We start from the raw sequence: 16,627 nt of genomic DNA, 5'->3' as shown, positions 1-16,627 counted from the left end.
GGGCAAGTCCGCTGCCGAAAATCTTCGTGCTGCTTAGTTAAGAGCACAACAGACCTGTCGCTCTAGCCACGGATGTACTGGTAGAGCTTGTGGTCCTGCCCCGCTCCCGAGTTATCGGGGCGGGGTTTTTCATTCAAGCAGGTAAAAAGATCGAAAAGCGGGCGCCACTGCGGCTTCCTTGCGTGTGCCCGGTGACTACGTCAGCGTGTTCACCAGCCGCATCGGGAACGTGATTCCTCATTGCCACGCAGGAGACTCAATGAGCATAGTTAAACGTCATCTAGCCGAGCAAGAAGAACGACTGGTCCTGATCGAGGAAATTTGTATCGATACAGGAGCGCTTGTCTTGGATATTGCCACAGACGAAGTCTACTTCTCCGCGGACGAAGCGGCTTACAAGAACGCATACGTCACAGTGTTCCAAGCTTGGGCAAAGGGCACGATTAAGGGCACCGCGGAACAGATATTCGAGGCTACAAAATCCATTCTTGAAGACTAGCAAGACCGCCGATAGAGCCGTAAACGTCGAGGAAAATATGTCATACGCCTATAAGCTAAATGAAGAGGTTCGGCACCACGCTCAAGGTCCCCAAGGACGCGCCGCAACTGAACTGCCAAGGATCTACACGATCGTACAGTGCATGCCGATCGAGTCCGATGGACGAGTAAGATATCGCATCAAGTGCAGGTCCGAGAACATTGAGCGCGTCGTTACGGAAGATCAGCTTTCGTATCTTCACTAATCTCCGCGAGAATGGCGCCTTGGTTCAGGGAGCTGGAAGAGTACAAGTGAGTCCGGACCTTCAGCCACGCCAAAAGCACCGGACGCGCACCTGAAGGGGTCATCGAGTCACTTCGCGTAACCCTGTGATCGGAGCCAAGCGATCCGACGCTCTCCATTCATCCAATCGTCAATATCGGCTTTGCTCGTGAAGCCCGTAATCTCTCGCGCTTCTGCGCCCGGGTACTCGGCGATGATAGCCCAGTCGCCCTCGGATTTACGAACTGGTTTGAAGTTCACTTTTATTTTTGCCATGCCGAATTATGTAGGAAGGCGGCCGAAAAGGGAACCCGGTTGTGCCATGTTCGGCCTAGAGTAAATAGCAGACGTTGCCCCCCGGGGCCTTACTCTGGAGCGATCCTGTAGACATCGCCGGGTTTGAGGTTGAGTTCCTCGAACATCCTCTGCTGCTTTTCAGTGAGGACCGCTGGCACAACTGCCGCAGTCCAGCCTTCGGGAACGGCAGCAAGGACTAGCGTCAATGCCTGATTGGGCTTGGCTAAGGCGAGCCACATCTGCTTCGTTGGCTGCGGAGCGTCGTCCGAGGTCGCCTCAACGATAGTGAATGAAGTGCCGAACGACTCTGCCATCCGTGGCCAATCCGCGGAATTGCTAAGAGTTGCAATAACTAGCTGGGTCGCTGAAGGCGGACGGGGCCAGCAATCAATCTATAGGTGGGCACCCAAGCGGTGTTCCACGATTCCATGGTCGCGCCGCAAACCGAGCACTCGAAGCTGGCGATCTGCCGACCCGGGGCCATCGCCTCGGTTCGGCTATAGAGCGCTCCACAATGGCAGGTTCGGTAGTGGGAATCGGGCATCCCCGTTTATGCGCTCAAAAGGCGAAACGGGCCACTGCGAAAATAGAACCAGGCCGCTGAGGAGGGAAGCAGGATACCCGGTGAAGCCGGCAGAACCTGGCCCACAACTGGAACGTCCGATAGCTGAGCCTGGCTCCACCGTGCGGGCGCCGCCTTGCCCCCAGCTCTGCATATATTACTCTCCACGCGAATCTCAATTCGATATTGGCAGAAACTTCACATGCCAACGACGACACGCGAGTACATTGATTTTTGGGTCGAGAACAGCGTTCACGCCGCGGAGCAATATGGGACGCCGGGCGCTTCACAAAGCGTGGACGTATTGGTTGACCGCCTCGTTGAGGGGGCCAAGAATCAAAACATCCCGCGAGAGGCCCTTGAAAAAGAGGTCGGTGATCTAAAGCAGTACATCGAGGGAAAACTCGCGACTGCCAACCGGATTGAGCAGGATCGCCGCAAGTGACTTCGACTTGCGCATATCCGACGAAGTCGCGTCTAACTTAGCTCCGGTCAGGAAAGGCACTGCGAGAACGGCCATGGCAATGCGAGAGGAAATAAAGCGAGTGATACATGCTGCGACACCCGGTATGTCGCAGCAGCTCTACTCAACACTGCTGGTGTTAGGCGAGCTCCTTAGCAACGCACTCGACCGAATCGATGAACTCGAGAAGAAGGCCAACGGCCAAACGGCAGACAAGCGCTGATCGCCCGCCCCATCTCATTGCTCAAGCTTTTTCCGGCTACCTAGAACGACGTCAGGTTAGCCACAGGCGAGGTCCGCAATGGGTCAAAATGCGAAGCACTCAGGTTGAGCAAATCTGGTCCGCTCTGACGCAGTGAGCGGACCTCCGACAGACACGGCGCAACTTCGCAAACGAGCCAATTTCGGACTTAGCAGCGACAGCATTTTGAATTCGCACGATTTGCCCGCGTCTTCCTGATCCGATTTCCTGCATCGTGATCGACGCCCTCTTGCGGGTCCTCCGTCTTTGCCCATCTCCGTATCCGGAAAGGCGATCGCGTTGCAGGCCCAAAAACCCGGAGACACGTCGATGACATCACAGGCCGACGAGACCGCGCAGTCCACGCGCATGGAGAATATTCCGTACGATCAGCGGGCCAAGATCACTATCGAGCGCAAAGGCCAGACCGTGTTGATTGGCATCAACCGGCCCTACATCGACAACCGGCTGGACCCGGACGCGACAGAGAGCCTGGCGCGAGCCTACTACAATTACGATCGCGATCCCTCCCTCCGTGCCGCTGTTCTGTTCGGCTATGGCGATCGCTTCTCCAGAGGTATCGATGTCGATGCCTACAAGGCCTTCGCTCAGTCCGGAAAAAAGATGATGGATGGACCCGGCTTTATCGACCCTCTCGGGCGCACCAGGCCGGCGCTCACGAAGCCCTTGGTTGTCGCGGTGCATGGCGACACCTGGAACATGGCGCACGAGCTTTTTCTTGTCGCTGACATACGCGTGGCGTCGGAAGACACGGAGTTCGGTCAGGACGAGAACACGCACGGCCGTTTTCCCGGCGGCGGTGCAACGGTACGTTTCCCCAGAGAGGCCGGATGGGGCAATGCGATGCGCTTCATTCTAACCGGCGATCATTGGGGAGCGAAGGAAGCTCTCCGGATGGGAATGGTTCAGGAAGTGACCCCGGACCGGGATGCGGCTCTCGCGAAGGCTGTCGAGATCGCCAGCAAGATCGCCGCATGCGGCCCTCTCGGCATCAAGACGTCGCTGGCCTCCTCGCATATGGCGCTCGATGACTCCGAAACAGCGCTGGGCAAGCTCGACGACCAATATCGTGCGCTCTACGCGACCCGGGATTTCCGGGAAGGCCGCGATGCCGAGGCAGAAAAGCGTCCGCCCGTTTACGAGGGACGTTAGCGGCAAGCTCTCGACGATGGCTTATTTGCTCAGGACGTCCGGATTCTTAGGCGCTGCAAAGGCACGATTGCGCGGCCCTCAGGCCTGCGTTCCGCCGTCGACCGGAATGATCGCGCCGGTCATGTATGTGGAAGCTCGCGACGCCAACAGCAGCGCGAGCCCCTTGATCTCATCCAGTTCGGCAAGCCGCCCTAAGGGCACGGTATCTGCAAACGCCGCGGCACCTTCGGGCGTATGCATCCGGCCATTGCCGATATTCGTCCGAAAAGGACCTGGCGCGATGGCATTGACACGCACATTGTGAGGACCAAGCTCGAGAGCCGCGACGCGCACCACCTGTGCAATGCCGGCCTTTGCCGCGTGGTAGCCGTAACTCGGTAGCGCCGACGCGCGCAGCGCCGCGACGGAAGACGTCACGACGATCGATCCCTGCCGCCGTGGCTTCATATGTTTTGCCGCCACGCGAATTGTCCGAAAAGCGCCATCAAGATTGACCCGAAGGCAGGCATCCCAAAGCTCCGTGGACGCCGCCTTGAGCTCGCCTTCGGGCTTGCCGTATCCGGGGCCACCGCTCACGCCTGCGTTTGCAAACACACAATCGAGCCGGCCATATCTTTCGACGTAAGCATCCACGATAGCTTCGACTTTGCCGGCCTCGGCTATGTCGATGCTGAACGTCTCAACGGCTCCGCCGGCTTCGTCGATGGCAGCCGCCGCCTGCTTCAACTTGCCCTCGTCGATGTCAAGCATTGCGACCCGCCCTCCATTGGCTGCGATCACTTGCGCAATCGCGAGTCCAAGGCCAGACGCAGCGCCTGTAACAACGGCGACATGTCCGGACAGGTCAAACAGTTCAGTGGCTTTCATCGTGTCTCTCGTGGTTTAACGTTCGACCAGTTTAGTCAGCGCGACCAAGCAAGGCGCCACCATCGATGACGATATGAGTCCCGGTGATGTAGCTAGACGCCGGTGAAGCCAGGAAAAGCGCCAGCCCCTGTATCTCATCGGGTCGACCGACGCGGTGAATAGGGCTGCCGGCTTCGAAGCGCTTTTTGAGGTCAGGTGTCGTGAGCTGGGTCAGAAACGGACCCGGCAAGATTGCGTTGACGAGAATGTTGTAGCGGGCGAGCTCAAGTGCGGACTGCTTGGCGAGGTGCGACACACCCGCCTTCGAGATCTGATAGGGCATACCGACGATAGCACCTGGCCTGATGCTCGCAATCGACGAGGTCAGGATGATGCGTCCGCCGTTCTGTCGCTTCATATGCGGAACAGCGGCTCGAATGGTCGAAAGGATCGAGGTCAAATTCGTATCGATGACCTTGTCCCACAGCCAGTCCGGGACGGCCTCGATCGCACCCTCCGGATCCCGTTCGCCAGCCATCGACAGAAAACCCGGTCCAGCGTCGATGCCCGCATTGGCGAACACGACATCGAGGCGGCCGTTTCGTTCGACGGCTTTGTTGACAGCGGCCCTGACTGCATCGCGATCCGTAACATCGACGGCAACGCCGGCTACATCGCCGCGCGCCTTGAGCTCGGACACGGCCTGATCGAGGCTAGACTCGTCTTTGTCCAGCAGGACGACGCGTGCATCATTGTCGAGCATTGCTTCGGCGAAGGCCCGACCCAGGCCTTTGGCACCGCCGGTAATAACGACAGAAAGGCCGGTGACGTCGAACAGATCCTGGGTTTTCACGTCGTGGCCCTTGTTTGAGTGACCAGCGCCGGATGGGATCCTTGCCGTCCCAGTTCTGCGCCGCTGCAAAGTAGCTGTGATAGATGCCTTCGAGGGCCTCCGTCGTCTCGATCACCTCAAGCATGCCCGGCAAGTCTCGGCGGGTATCGACATAGACGATCCGCACGCCGCGCGGCGAGAGGTCGGAGAACACGACTGGGTAGCCGGCAGCCTCGTAGCGGGCGACGTCCGCATCGAAGTCCTTGGAACAGACGGCCCAGTGATGGAAACCGTGACCTTTGACCTTGATCGTCTCTTGATAGACCGACGGCTTGGTGTCGTGCTGCTCAATGAGCTCGATCATCATGTGGCCGGTAAAGGCGACGGCGAGAGTCAGGCTCATGTCGGTCGGCTGGCCTCGATACATTCCCTTGGCAGGCACGAAAGGACCGCTCACAAACCAAGGCCCGATATTCAGCGCCTTCACGTAATGCATCATCGCCTGATCGATGTTTTCGACCGTGTAGGCTGCCTGCACCAGTCCGCCGACCGGCTGTCCGAATGAGAGTGGTTTCATCGTGCAAAAAACTCCCTACTAGCCGTCGTGCGCTCTTTGGCGACGACGAAGTCGAGAATTGCGGGCTTACCGCTTTCGTTGGCGACGAACGCCCGTTGTAGGGCGGCCTCGACCTGGTGGGGATCGGTGACACGCTCGCCGTAGCAGCCGGAGGCGACTGCAAGACTCGCGTAATCGAGATCAAGTGCGAATTCGGTCCCAATGAACCGCTCATTGAACGCATGCACTTGGATGTCGCGGATCGAGCCCAAGGCGTGATCGTTGAATATGCACCACGTGACACCGAGCTTGAGTTCGGCGGCAACGGGAAGGATATTCATCACCATCTGGAAGGATCCATCACCGACGAAGCAGACGGCAGGCCGGTCAGGATAGACGAGGCGTGCGACGGGAAAAGCCGATGCCGCGAAGCCCATTCCATAGAAGCTCGAGGGCACGATCGTCGCGCGTGGCTCAAAGATCTTAAAGTACGGGAATGCGCCACCCATACCCTGCGCGATCACGCCGACGTCGATGGCGACGGTCGCATTGCGTGGGAACACGCGCTGGATGCGATCGAAGATCCGAATCGGATGAATTGGCGTGGCATTAGAGCTCGCCATGCTTTCGCGCTCCGTTTCGAGCGCAGCGCGCCGGTTCGACAACTCGGCGAGCCACTCCTTGGAGGCCGTGCGCTGACCAGTACCCTTTGTTCTTAACTCCGTGAGAAGATCCTGGAGAACCAGGCGCGCATCTCCCGTGATGCCGATGGTCGCAACGACCGAGCGGCCGAGTTCGTTCGGATCGATATCGATCTGGATATAGGTGGCTGCCGGCGCCGGAATATATTCCGGCTTCCAGTTGGTTTCCTGCTGTTCAAAGCGAGCGCCGATACCGATAACGACGTCGGCGTGTGGCAGAAGATACTTTGTGACATCCTGCCGATGATGACCGATGCCGCCAGCCGTGAGTTCATGATCGTCAGGAAAAATGCCACGCCCTGCGAGGGTCGTGACGACGGGACTACCCAGCGTCTCCGCGAGTTGACGCACTTCAGACGTCGCGTTTGCGGCTACGGCGCCGCCACCGGCGACAATTAGCGGCCTTCTTGCCGCGAGAAGAGCCGCCGCCGCGGTCTTGATGCGGTCGCTATCACCCCGAACCGCAGCTGGCTTGCCGACCGGGAGATAGTCGCCGACGTCAAACTGCATTCCAAGGATATCCTGAGGGATATCGATGAGCACAGGACCCGGCTTGCCCGAGCGGGCAATGGTAAACGCTTGACGCAGGCATTCGACAATGAGGTCCGGTCGGTCGACCCGGACGCCCCATTTCGTGATAGCGGCAAAAATCTTGACTTGGTCGATTTCTTGGCTTGCGCCACGATGCGCGTTGCGAGTGGCACCACGCCCCGCGATGATGACCATCGGCAACGCACCGACATATGCTTCCGCTACGCTCGTGACCAAATTGGTGGCGCCGGGCCCTGCCGTCACACAGCACACGCCGGGCTCACCGGTAAGCTGCGCATAGCCGGCAGCCATGCTTGCAGCATGCTGCTCGTGCCGCACGAGAATGTGGGAGATCTGCTGTTGTCCGTAGAGAGCGTCGTAAATTCCGATTGTATGGCCGCCAGGCATACCAAAGATGAACTTCACGCCTTCCGCCTTGAGAACGTCAACGACGGCTTGGCCGCCACTCTTCATCACCATTGACCCGATCCAGTTTTTATCATTGACGACCGCAGCCCCGCTTCGCGCGACAATTTGCTACGTCGCTTACGGTTTGGCCGAGCCGGCCTTCACCAACGGACATCCGCCATCTTGGAGCGGACGGAACGCTTCATCTCCAGGTACTGTAGCCACCACGTTGTAGAGGTCCCACTTTCCTTTGGACTCCTCGGGCTTCTTGACTTGGAGAAGATAGAGATTGCGCAACACACGGCCGTCGATACGCACCTTCCCGTCTTTGGTTGTGAAATCATTGACCGGTAGCTCGCGCATCTTTGCGGCGACGGCGTCCGCGTCGCGCGATCCGGCGGCATTGACTGCTTTGAGATAATGGAACACCGCGCTGTACGACATCGCAGGATCCCAATCCGGCGGATGACCTATCTTTTCTTCGAAGCGCTTCGACCAGGCACGCGTCTGGTCATTCAAGTCCCAATAGAAGGGATTGGCCAGAAGCAAGCCTTGGGCGGCCTTGAGCGAGATGCTTTGGACATGCTCCAGAAAGAGCACGTAAGCCGCGAAAGTCGCACCGTTTGAGGTGAGACCGAATTCGACGGCCTGTTTGATGGAGTTGACCGTATCGTCCGAAGAATTTGCAAGGCCGATCACGTTCGGATTAGTCGGCTGCGCCTGCAAGAGGAAGGAGGAGAAGTCGGAAGTGTTCAGCGGCGCGTAGACGGCGCCGAGGACCTTGCCTCCGTTGGCCTCGATGACGGCGCTGGTATCGCGCACAAGGGCGCGTCCGAATACATAATCGGCGCCGAGGAAGAACCAGCGGTTGCCACCCCGCTTGAGAACAGCGGCTCCCATTACGTTCGCCAGCGAATACGTGTCGACGGCCCATTGCGTCGTGTAATTATCGCATTTGGGACCAGTCACGTCGGAACTCAGGGCGCCAACAAATAGCGAAATCTTTTTCTTTTCCTTGGCAAGACTTTGGACCGCGAAAGCAACCGCCGAGTTCGGTACGTCGACGACCGCATCGACACCCTCAACGTCATACCAGCGGCGCACGATTGCCGAGCCGACGTCCGGCTTGTTCTGATGATCGGCAAAGATGAGTTCGGCCTTCTTGCCCAGCACCGGCCCCGCGTCGTCGATCGCCATGCGAACGGCTTCAACGGTCTCTCGACCGCCAGCCACGGCATAAACCGAAGACATGTCGTTCATGACGCCAATCTTGATGGGTGCATCGTCAGCGCGCGCCGAACTCGCCCACATCAACGCACCTGCGAGAACCACACCTAGACACCTCATCGCAAATCTCCTCCCAAGCGAGCGATCCTTCTCGCGCTCTATAATTGTGATTTGTGATAACAAATCACAGTTGAGAGTCAAGGATTCTTTGAGCGCGCCTCAGCACGCGCAACTAGGAGCAGCGCAGCACTCCCAGCTTCGTGTCTGAATTTGGATAGTTTGGGTGGAGGACTGGACGGCTAGTGGGCCGGCTGCTTGTCCTGGATTAAGGTCGCGATGATGCGATCGCCGCCCTTCATAAGATCTTCTGTTAGCGCCGCCCTTGCTGCCTTGGCATCGCCGGCACTAAGCGCAGCTATAATTCTCTGATGGCCGCGGGCGCCTTCCGAGGTCAAGTTGATCGGAATATGGTTGAAAACAGGCCCGATCTGGAGCCACAGCGACTCGATCAGGGAAAGTAATAAGGGGCTCTTGGCCGCTTCATACACCGTAAAATGGAACTCCTGGTTCAGCGCCCAAAATTGACGCTGCTTATTTCCACTCAAGGATTTAATCTTCTCATGGATGCGCTTGAGGGAAGCAATGACGTCAGGGCTAACGTGCTGACATGCCAGGGCCGTGGCCTCGCCCTCCAGAAGAATCCGAACTCTGCGAATTTCCAAGAACTCATCGATCGTCGTTTCAGGTACGATGACGCGATGGTTGGGGAGCATTTTCAGTGCACGTTCGACGACTAGGCGCCCAATGGCGTCTCGAACCGGCATCGGGCTAACATGTAGGCTTTGCGCCAGAGCTCGGAGCTTCATTTCCGAGCCGGGCGCGAAGCCTCCAGACATGATCATAGTCCGGAGTTCGCGGTACACGCGATCGTTGAGAGTTTCTCGTTCGACCGCACGAATCGAGCTCTCGAGCCCGACCTTGTCTACCCCTTTAACCATTCGCTGAGTCGCCTCGTCCCCGACAATTCCGTCACCTTATCAAGAGACGTGCGCTTGGCAATCTGACGCCTTCCCCGGATGCATCCTAGCCGCTCACCGATGATCCGCGCTCCACTCCGCCCAGGCGATAGACGCGTATCGCCGTATCCTTGAAGAGCAACGCTTTTTCCGTGACCGGGGCGCCTCCAGCTCCGCTTCAGGAGCCGAACTCCAAACAGGCAACTCATCGCGCCCGAGCCAATGGTTCCTTCCGTTGCGTGCATCCGGCCGTTACCGATGTTGGTCTTGAATGGTCCCGGCGCGATCGCATTACCCAACGCCCGTTCGACGGCATTGCGCAGGTCGTGCGCATGGCGGCGCTCGAACTTGGACCGCATAATGTGCGAGTGAAACGGTCCATGCCTGCCCCACATGATCGGGAAACCTTAGCAAGCGTCGAGCCCTCGCAATGTATCAAAAAATATAATCCCACCTGCAGATTGAAGAACTTCTGCAGGTCTGCTTCGGGTCACTTTCGGACTTCCACGCGGTCCAAATCGAAGTCCGCTCTTACTGCACCAGCAGACATGAGCGGCGAAAAGCCCCAGGATGGCGGTTCCGCCCGCAAGTTGTCCGGGTTCTTCTGAGTGGGCTGCATGCGCGGGGACCGCGCGACGGCCCGCCCTACACGTATCGGCATTTTCGCAATCTCATCTAAATCTCGTACCGTATCGCACAGAGGAGCTGCCGCGCCCGGTAGCGTGGCGCTGACGGAATACGAGAAGCATCTGATGGTCGATGTCTACCTGCTGTCATAAGCGCCTTGGCGGTAACGCCCCCCTTACTGCGGCCAATCCTTGCAGAGCGTGATGCCGATCATGATCTTTGTATGCGCAAAGCGCCAGCCTGCCACACCCATCGGACATCTCCGTTCGGCCCCCAGCAGCAGCGGTTCTCACTCTTCAGCACGAAGCAATTTCCGGCTATCGCCCATTCGGATGTATCCCTGGATCAAGGGGAACCCTTGCGCTCGCCATGGCGCCAGCGGATTGATGTAGATTGCTGCCCGTCGTAGCAAGCCACGCGGCTTTGATTGGACGCCGCGCACGCCGTGGTCGTGGATGTGATCCGAAGTTATTCGCCTTGCTAGGAATATCGCAGCATGTGGAACTGGATGATGCTGGGGCTAGAAAGCAATCACGTGATCGGACTGCGCCTAGTGAAGTTGATGAGCGGCGGCAAAGCGGCCCAACGTGAAGCCCAGCGCATGGTGAGTGAAAAAGTGCTGGCGGCGGCGAAGGCCGGTACAAGCCTGATGGCGGGCGCATCCGGAGACAAGATTGTTGAGCAGTACCGAAGGAAGGTCGCGGCAAACGCCAAACGGCTCAGCCGGAGACGAACACGGCGCAAACGAAAGTAAAGCTGTCCCTTCGGCTGACCACCTACGGGGGCTCACTTGCTCAGCTGCTTGGGCGCTCACTTGTGTGCAGATGGTACACAATGGGCCGACGCGGAACCTCAATTCGAAATCCGTGAACTTCGTGCATTGGAACGCTGGGCCAGGGCAGGCGATTAGATAAATTGCGCAGCGTGGCGGCCGCGACGGGGGCGTTGCGTCGGAGGCAGCGCATGAAAGTCATCGTCGACGAAGACGGCGAGATCATCGCCATAGCAACAAATGACCATACCCTAATCGGCGGCCACCATCGCCTCGCGGTGGCGGGCAGTATGGGTAAAGACTTGTTCTGGCGAGATACCGGCAAGCCTGTGAAGCTTGATCTCTTCTTCAAGCATCATGAAAGTTTCCACTCGACATAAAGCCTGAGCCGTTGCCCCCAGGTATGATTTACATCGTTGTTTGCCCGCCGTCGCGGTCGCGTTTACGGCGAGCGCGACCTCAAGCGACAGCACTCGGGATGCTGGACCTACCAACTCACCTTAAACTTAAAATCCCGCAACTATCGGGATTTGCTGCCTTTAGGTCCGTTACTTGCTCCGCCGCTGCTTGAGGACCCACAACCGATAGGCTTCCTCGATGTATGGGTCCGGCCCTGTCGACGGCGGGATCAGCTTCACGCCTTCCTTGCGGAAGTGTTCGAGACCGCGGCCCAGCTGCGACCGGCGATCTTGTGCTGATCGTTGGCCCAGTCCGGTGGTTGGCGCGTAGTTCTCAAGCAGTGACCGAAGCCCGATGGCCGCAGCGAAGTGACAGCCCCCGCGGGACTTCGACCTGCACATGACGCGATCGCGTTGCCCACCATCAAGCCGGGCTTCACCGATGGACTTGCTGTAGCGCTTCCGCGATTGCGCGAGTGCCGTCGCGACGAACGGCACGACGTGCGGCGCTGCGATGGTGTCGAGGTCTTCATGGCAGATGACCCCAGCCGATTGCAAGCCATGCTGTGGAATGGCTCGCTCGTATGCAGCAGCACGCAGGCGAACTCCATGGCTTCCTTGCGATCCGGCGCAGCATGAGCGGGTCGTGTTCGAGGTGCGCGGCGAGATTGCTCGCGTCTGTCGGGAGATGGCCACAGTGGGTCGAGCCACCACTCTATAATCCGTACGGATGTGCTCGTTGCGACCAGCGGCACAGCGTGTTTACAATTGCAATCTCCTCGTGCTGTTGCCGAAAAACAACTGAATTGTTGTACCTTCGTTGAACTGTTACATTTTGCCTTTACGCGGCAACAAACAGTCTTGAGTTTGGTCTCCGGGCTAGGGCGTGTTTTCCGAAAGCGAATTTTCGAACCCGGAGGCTTTTTGAGATGGTTTTGGAGTTCCTTGCGGTTTTATCTCTCGTTCAGTTCGCCAATATGCTTTCGCGACTAATCAGTCGGCGGCATGACGTACTCTCCTACGTTTCAAGATCAGATCCTCACCGGTAAGAGTGGCTAAAGCGGCATTGCTGGCACCGTTTTGACGGCATCGATCCTGCACGATGCACAACGTAGCGATCTAGCAACCCGGCGCTGCATCGAGCGTGTGTGTTCGCGGTGTGCAGAGATTGCCAAGGTGTTAGCAGGAGATGGCTGACAAGTGAGGTGAGCCGCCACTGGACGACGACGCACGATGACCGACGCTCAAGTCGCGACACAGGTCCTTCGTTTTGTGCCCGGCACGCTATGCGTAACGGCTTGCCTGTTGCGTGTGGCCCAGCGATCCTGTCTCGCATGGGAGTAACGATTTACGGCGGATCGGGGCGCGCTGCAGCAGAGCAGGCTGCGGACGCGCGAAGTAAGCCGACCGCTCGCCTGCGAGGCGTAGCACATGCGCCCGCTCGGCTTCAAAGGGCCGGCGCAGCCATCGCCGACAATGGGCGGCGCGCTCAATGCCGTTACGGCTACCTCGAAACGCGCCCCAACTAGGCTGTCGCTCTCGACATGAAGGTCGACGCCGAGCCACGAGCTGGAGCGCTACAGGCGCTGTAAGGCTCGCAGGTGCGCGGCTATCCGTACAAGCACAGCCAGCCATCTGCGTGGCGGCCCCGGAGAGCGGTAAAGCCCCTTCGGAACTATCGGCCGCGCAACTCGCTTATCCGGTGTAGAGGACCGCTCTATGAACCACATCGCCGTTATCTTGATCTTGCTCGTTGGCGGCTCTTCGCTCGCTTCGGCTCAGAGTGCGGGTGGAACCAGTAGCGGCGGCTCGGCGGCGAGTGGCACTGCGGCCGCCGGCTCTAAGGGTTATGCAGGCAGCACCTTATCAACCGGGCATACCATAAGCGGCACTGCTGGCTCCTCCGGTCCCAACTTGGGCAACGCGCTCAGCCACGCAGCGACCGGTGACGTGGATGCTTCCTCCATTAGTCCGGCGCCGACCTCCCACGACAAAGCAGTGGATACGCCCGCCGCCGAACGCGCCATAAAGAACTTGGGCAACACTGATATCGGCATTCTCAAGAAGTAGACCCTGCATGCCACAGGTCGGACCCGGCCCCGGCGTTCGCGGCTATTCTCGGTAGCTTCTCCGCTGCTACCACGAACCAAGCCGCGATCAGCTCGTTCTTCCGCGTAGCCAATCGGTATGTCGACAATCTGGCGCCGATGCCGGGCGTTTTGCTCGACTATCCGGCCCCCGGTGATTCAGAATACCGAGACCGGCACCGTGATAGTGGCGATGGGCATGCCCGTCGCGACCGAGCACAAGCCGCCGGTCACGAACACCTGCACATCGTCGCGGCAGTGCGCGGCTGGCTCAAGCCGCAGAACCGGTGTCTCCTGCTAGTCTAGTCGCTCCGCCGACGCCGCCCCTTGCCCCGTGCCCGTCGCGGATCAAACTCGTCAACAGCGTTCTGCCAGGCCACGATCTCGTCCTCAAACCAGACGCGCCGGTTCGGGCTGATGTAGGTCGATTGGGGGAAGCGGCCCGACTTCTCCATGCGGTACAGCGTGGTGCGACCGACCGGGATAATTTCCAAAACCTGCTTTTCATTGAGCATGCGGCGAGGACGAGAAGTAGCCGGTGCTACGTCCTCGGTTTCGACTTCGAGTTGATCGGTTGCTATCATCGCGATCTCAAGGTAGCTCCAGCGATTGTCGCGCCCGCTGTACCTGCGGCGCCGAAAGTTTCGTGGGCCAGCGATCCCTTCCGGGCGAGCGACGCTGTTAACGATATTTCCGCTTTAGCTTGACAGTTTCTTAGCAAATGCGAGGCGCGAGCTTGTTCTGCGTATAGGATGGCGCATTTGCTGCCAACGAAAACCGGCGGAGCATTTTCGTGCTGCAGACTTCCGTTCCAATCGGCCAGCCCGAATGACCAAGCACAGGCCGTCCCCGAGCAAGGCAGGACGTCGTCCGCAGCAGTTCGAGAAGCTGCTGGAGGCGATGGGCATTGGCGATTCCGCGGACAACCTGGACCACTTCGATCGATACGCAACCACTCGAAATCTTGAGGAAATCGAGCGCCATTATTCGCGCCAGCTGGCGGTAGTGAGCCCGCCGGATCGCAAGCTCGTGAAACAATATTGTGCGGCGATCACAAAGGTGCTGAGCCTTTCAAACAAAATCGGACCAGAATTCTTTACTGGCGAAATCGAAAAGGCGGGATGGGCTCGGCGGAACCCGCACGCGGATGACATGACGCTGCTGATGTTAGCGGAGGAGCACGGCGACAAGCGGGATGAAGTGGTCGCCGTGCTGACGGAGCGCCGCCGGGACGTCGAGCATTGGCTCAAAGTCGGCAGTGACACCTACCACAAGCGAGTTGTAACGAAACTGGCGGTGGAACCGTTTGTGCGGCTGCTTATCGAACGGGGGACTATTTCAAGTAGCAAGCCGCTGCCGCGTTCACAGCTCGTGCAGCTGGTTGAAGCGCTATTCGACTGGCTTGGCGTCGAACAAAGGCTTCGACTTACCTCCGTCACAATTGCGACGACTGCCAGAAGATTGGCTAATGCCAAACCCTGATAGTCAGCGGACGGAAAACTGACCGCCGCATTTCGTGCCTTTTAGCCCGACTCAGCCTCAGAATGAAAATACCCCACCGCAATAGTGCGGCGGGGTTTTTCAAACTGGGTCGCATCCCAGTCTTGGCTCGGTCTCGGTTGCACGATGATGATGCCATGGCTGTCGCGACCCCGCAAGAGCGGAGGTCCACCCCATGGGCTTCATCATCATCCCCGGCGGCCGCAAGCCGAAGTTGCGGATCTCGTTGCATCGCTTCATGCGCAGTGCTTGCCGCGATATTGAGCGCATCACGCGCATGGCGCTGACCTGTGCGTCCACTGACAGTCGGTCCCACACCTTCTTCACCAACCTCATCTGCGCGATGCGCAATGCGGCGGATGAGCTGGAGCGTGCTGTCGAGATGCGCGTTGCCGAAGATCGCGCGGCTCACCAGGAGAAGCTCGCCCTGATGCGCGAGCGCAAATACGACGCGCGCGACAGCAAGTGATCGCGGGTGTGAACGGATCCGCCGGATGAACAGCCGTGAACACGTGCGATAGCGTCGTCCACGATCACCGCACGCTCGACGACGGCGCGCGCGCAGAACTGCGCGCGCGTGCACCTGAGATCGTGAAGTCGTTCCTGGGCGAGCCCAATCGCCGCCTCAGCACCAAGCGGGAATTGCGCTGGGGCAACCGCGGCTCTTTTGCGTTGAAGGTGCAGGGCGCCAATGCCGGCCTCTGGTTTGATCACGAGAATGGCTATGGTGGCGATATCATCAGCTTTCTCGAGCGTCAGCTTGGTTGCTCCGTTGGCGAGGCCATCGCCTACGCACTTCGTTATCTCGGCCCTTCGTTCGGTGCCAGCACGCGAATTCCGGGTCCGGTTCATCGCAAGGAAGCAGATGATGCCGTTCGCATTCGTCGTGCGCTCCAGATTTGGGACGGCGTGTCGCCGCTGCGCGGCTCGTTGGCTGAGCGGTATCTCGCCCATCGAGGCATCATCGTTCCCGATGAAGCGCTGGATGTCATCGGCTTTCATCCAAGCTGCCCGTTCCGGGGCACCACAGCGCCGGCACTTGTCGCGCTGATCCAGGACATCACCACGGGCGAGCCGGTCGGTGTGCACCGCCGGCAGCTGACGCCTGATGCTACCGCCGCCGGACCGCCCATGAGTCTCGGTCCGAAGGGCGGCGGCGTCATCCGGCTTTCGCCGGCGATTTCGGCTGCCCTCGCGATCGGCGAAGGTGTGGAAACGTGTCTCGCCGGCATGATGCTCGGCTCCGGGGCGACCTGGTCTGTGCTGGATGCTGGCGGGATCAGCGACTTCGCCGTTCTTGAGCATGTGCAGCGGCTCACGATCCTGGTCGATCACGACGTCGGCGGGACGGGTCAACGGGCTGCTGCCGCCTGCCGAGACCGCTGGATTGCCGCGGGCAAACACGTCCGCTTGGTCATGCCCGACACGCCCGGTCAGGACATCAACGACCTGCTGTTGGCCGAATTGGGGAGCTCACCCGAGCATGCGTGAGCTCCGCGGTGCGATCATCGATCAGTTCGATCCGGATACCGCCAACCAGTCGGATACGCTGCCGGTTGAGGTTGCCCGCGACTTGCTGAGCGCGGCAATCGATCGACAGATGACGATCGCGATTCAGCATCATGAGGGG

General features: G+C 59.1%; 18 protein-coding genes and 1 pseudogene. 10 read left to right on the top strand and 9 right to left on the bottom strand.

Features of this window, described 5'->3' with window-relative positions; translation table 11 throughout:
• Positions 1-259 precede the first annotated feature (259 nt).
• A complete protein-coding gene (locus tag GA0061098_RS42520) occupies positions 260-499 on the top strand; it encodes a hypothetical protein (RefSeq protein WP_091967954.1) in 240 nt (79 codons plus the stop codon).
• Between the two features lie 626 nt (positions 500-1,125).
• On the opposite strand, the gene GA0061098_RS42505 is transcribed toward GA0061098_RS42520, so the two are convergent.
• A complete protein-coding gene (locus tag GA0061098_RS42505) occupies positions 1,126-1,371 on the bottom strand; it encodes a hypothetical protein (protein WP_091967948.1) in 246 nt (81 codons plus the stop codon).
• Positions 1,372-1,821: 450 nt separating this feature from the next.
• On the opposite strand from GA0061098_RS42505, the gene GA0061098_RS42500 reads away from it, so the two are divergent.
• Both GA0061098_RS42500 and GA0061098_RS42490 read left to right on the top strand, forming a co-directional pair.
• Positions 1,822-2,064, top strand: coding sequence for a hypothetical protein (locus tag GA0061098_RS42500; protein ID WP_091967945.1), 243 nt, complete (start codon positions 1,822-1,824; stop codon positions 2,062-2,064).
• Between the two features lie 589 nt (positions 2,065-2,653).
• Positions 2,654-3,496, top strand: a complete 843-nt coding sequence (locus tag GA0061098_RS42490; protein ID WP_245323986.1) for an enoyl-CoA hydratase-related protein — start codon at positions 2,654-2,656, stop codon at positions 3,494-3,496.
• Positions 3,497-3,574: 78 nt separating this feature from the next.
• Here the strand turns inward: GA0061098_RS42490 and GA0061098_RS42485 are convergent, their stop codons facing one another.
• The 6 genes from GA0061098_RS42485 to GA0061098_RS42460 form a co-directional block, all read right to left on the bottom strand.
• Complete coding sequence (locus GA0061098_RS42485; RefSeq protein WP_091967940.1) at positions 3,575-4,363, bottom strand: SDR family NAD(P)-dependent oxidoreductase; 789 nt, start codon at positions 4,361-4,363, stop codon at positions 3,575-3,577.
• 31 nt (positions 4,364-4,394) lie between these two features.
• On the bottom strand, positions 4,395-5,195 hold the full coding sequence (locus GA0061098_RS42480; RefSeq protein ID WP_091967938.1) for an SDR family NAD(P)-dependent oxidoreductase: 801 nt from the start codon (positions 5,193-5,195) through the stop codon (positions 4,395-4,397).
• The gene (locus GA0061098_RS42475) at positions 5,092-5,751 is read right to left on the bottom strand and encodes a VOC family protein (protein ID WP_091967935.1); all 660 of its coding nucleotides are present in this window, start codon (positions 5,749-5,751) and stop codon (positions 5,092-5,094) included. Before GA0061098_RS42475 ends, GA0061098_RS42480 begins: the two co-directional genes overlap by 104 nt.
• Positions 5,748-7,442, bottom strand: a complete 1,695-nt coding sequence (locus tag GA0061098_RS42470) for a thiamine pyrophosphate-binding protein (RefSeq protein WP_091967932.1) — start codon at positions 7,440-7,442, stop codon at positions 5,748-5,750. Before GA0061098_RS42470 ends, GA0061098_RS42475 begins: the two co-directional genes overlap by 4 nt.
• Before the next feature lie 66 nt (positions 7,443-7,508).
• Complete coding sequence (locus GA0061098_RS42465) at positions 7,509-8,717, bottom strand: ABC transporter substrate-binding protein (protein WP_091967929.1); 1,209 nt, start codon at positions 8,715-8,717, stop codon at positions 7,509-7,511.
• Positions 8,718-8,896: 179 nt separating this feature from the next.
• A complete protein-coding gene (locus tag GA0061098_RS42460; RefSeq protein WP_091967927.1) occupies positions 8,897-9,595 on the bottom strand; it encodes a GntR family transcriptional regulator in 699 nt (232 codons plus the stop codon).
• 1,141 nt (positions 9,596-10,736) lie between these two features.
• Between GA0061098_RS42460 and GA0061098_RS42455 the strand changes: the two genes are divergently transcribed.
• On the top strand, positions 10,737-10,994 hold the full coding sequence (locus GA0061098_RS42455) for a hypothetical protein (RefSeq protein ID WP_091967924.1): 258 nt from the start codon (positions 10,737-10,739) through the stop codon (positions 10,992-10,994).
• 209 nt (positions 10,995-11,203) lie between these two features.
• The gene (locus GA0061098_RS42450; protein ID WP_091967822.1) at positions 11,204-11,392 is read left to right on the top strand and encodes a ParB N-terminal domain-containing protein; all 189 of its coding nucleotides are present in this window, start codon (positions 11,204-11,206) and stop codon (positions 11,390-11,392) included.
• Positions 11,393-11,560: 168 nt separating this feature from the next.
• Here GA0061098_RS42450 and GA0061098_RS42445 read toward each other — a convergent pair whose 3' ends face one another.
• Entirely contained in the window at positions 11,561-12,124 is a 564-nt protein-coding gene (locus GA0061098_RS42445; RefSeq protein WP_129591118.1) for a hypothetical protein, read from the bottom strand.
• Positions 12,125-13,129: 1,005 nt separating this feature from the next.
• Here GA0061098_RS42445 and GA0061098_RS42440 point away from each other — a divergent pair.
• The gene (locus GA0061098_RS42440; protein WP_091967918.1) at positions 13,130-13,480 is read left to right on the top strand and encodes a hypothetical protein; all 351 of its coding nucleotides are present in this window, start codon (positions 13,130-13,132) and stop codon (positions 13,478-13,480) included.
• A gap of 44 nt (positions 13,481-13,524) precedes the next feature.
• Positions 13,525-13,650: pseudogene (locus GA0061098_RS47670) on the top strand (SOS response-associated peptidase); the annotation flags it as partial.
• 149 nt (positions 13,651-13,799) lie between these two features.
• Here the strand turns inward: GA0061098_RS47670 and GA0061098_RS42435 are convergent.
• On the bottom strand, positions 13,800-14,081 hold the full coding sequence (locus tag GA0061098_RS42435) for a helix-turn-helix transcriptional regulator (protein WP_165637972.1): 282 nt from the start codon (positions 14,079-14,081) through the stop codon (positions 13,800-13,802).
• A gap of 244 nt (positions 14,082-14,325) precedes the next feature.
• Here GA0061098_RS42435 and GA0061098_RS42430 point away from each other — a divergent pair, with 244 nt between their 5' ends.
• The 3 genes from GA0061098_RS42430 (at position 14,326) to GA0061098_RS42420 (ending at position 16,488) form a co-directional block, all read left to right on the top strand.
• Positions 14,326-14,979, top strand: a complete 654-nt coding sequence (locus GA0061098_RS42430; protein WP_091967915.1) for a hypothetical protein — start codon at positions 14,326-14,328, stop codon at positions 14,977-14,979.
• Between the two features lie 193 nt (positions 14,980-15,172).
• Positions 15,173-15,466: a hypothetical protein gene (locus GA0061098_RS42425; RefSeq protein ID WP_091967912.1), complete on the top strand. Its 294-nt coding sequence runs from the start codon at positions 15,173-15,175 to the stop codon at positions 15,464-15,466.
• Between the two features lie 209 nt (positions 15,467-15,675).
• Positions 15,676-16,488 (top strand): DUF7146 domain-containing protein, encoded by an 813-nt coding sequence (locus tag GA0061098_RS42420; RefSeq protein WP_245323987.1) that lies wholly within the window; start codon positions 15,676-15,678, stop codon positions 16,486-16,488.
• Positions 16,489-16,627: the final 139 nt, after the last annotated feature.

The organism is Bradyrhizobium shewense (genome assembly GCF_900094605.1).
Lineage (GTDB): Bacteria > Pseudomonadota > Alphaproteobacteria > Rhizobiales > Xanthobacteraceae > Bradyrhizobium > Bradyrhizobium shewense.
This window is presented reverse-complemented; position numbering and strand designations above follow the sequence as displayed.

What these genes read in the sequence shown, in the direction of transcription:
- GA0061098_RS42520 (WP_091967954.1), top strand. Translation starts at nt 260, where the DNA reads ATGAGCATAGTTAAACGTCATCTAGCCGAGCAAGAAGAACGACTGGTC.
- GA0061098_RS42505 (WP_091967948.1), bottom strand. Translation starts at nt 1,371, where the DNA reads ATGGCAGAGTCGTTCGGCACTTCATTCACTATCGTTGAGGCGACCTCG.
- GA0061098_RS42500 (WP_091967945.1), top strand. Translation starts at nt 1,822, where the DNA reads ATGCCAACGACGACACGCGAGTACATTGATTTTTGGGTCGAGAACAGC.
- GA0061098_RS42490 (WP_245323986.1), top strand. Translation starts at nt 2,654, where the DNA reads ATGACATCACAGGCCGACGAGACCGCGCAGTCCACGCGCATGGAGAAT.
- GA0061098_RS42485 (WP_091967940.1), bottom strand. Translation starts at nt 4,363, where the DNA reads ATGAAAGCCACTGAACTGTTTGACCTGTCCGGACATGTCGCCGTTGTT.
- GA0061098_RS42475 (WP_091967935.1), bottom strand. Translation starts at nt 5,751, where the DNA reads ATGAAACCACTCTCATTCGGACAGCCGGTCGGCGGACTGGTGCAGGCA.
- GA0061098_RS42470 (WP_091967932.1), bottom strand. Translation starts at nt 7,442, where the DNA reads ATGGTGATGAAGAGTGGCGGCCAAGCCGTCGTTGACGTTCTCAAGGCG.
- GA0061098_RS42465 (WP_091967929.1), bottom strand. Translation starts at nt 8,717, where the DNA reads ATGAGGTGTCTAGGTGTGGTTCTCGCAGGTGCGTTGATGTGGGCGAGT.
- GA0061098_RS42460 (WP_091967927.1), bottom strand. Translation starts at nt 9,595, where the DNA reads ATGGTTAAAGGGGTAGACAAGGTCGGGCTCGAGAGCTCGATTCGTGCG.
- GA0061098_RS42455 (WP_091967924.1), top strand. Translation starts at nt 10,737, where the DNA reads ATGTGGAACTGGATGATGCTGGGGCTAGAAAGCAATCACGTGATCGGA.
- GA0061098_RS42450 (WP_091967822.1), top strand. Translation starts at nt 11,204, where the DNA reads ATGAAAGTCATCGTCGACGAAGACGGCGAGATCATCGCCATAGCAACA.
- GA0061098_RS42440 (WP_091967918.1), top strand. Translation starts at nt 13,130, where the DNA reads ATGAACCACATCGCCGTTATCTTGATCTTGCTCGTTGGCGGCTCTTCG.
- GA0061098_RS42435 (WP_165637972.1), bottom strand. Translation starts at nt 14,081, where the DNA reads ATGATAGCAACCGATCAACTCGAAGTCGAAACCGAGGACGTAGCACCG.
- GA0061098_RS42430 (WP_091967915.1), top strand. Translation starts at nt 14,326, where the DNA reads ATGACCAAGCACAGGCCGTCCCCGAGCAAGGCAGGACGTCGTCCGCAG.
- GA0061098_RS42425 (WP_091967912.1), top strand. Translation starts at nt 15,173, where the DNA reads ATGGGCTTCATCATCATCCCCGGCGGCCGCAAGCCGAAGTTGCGGATC.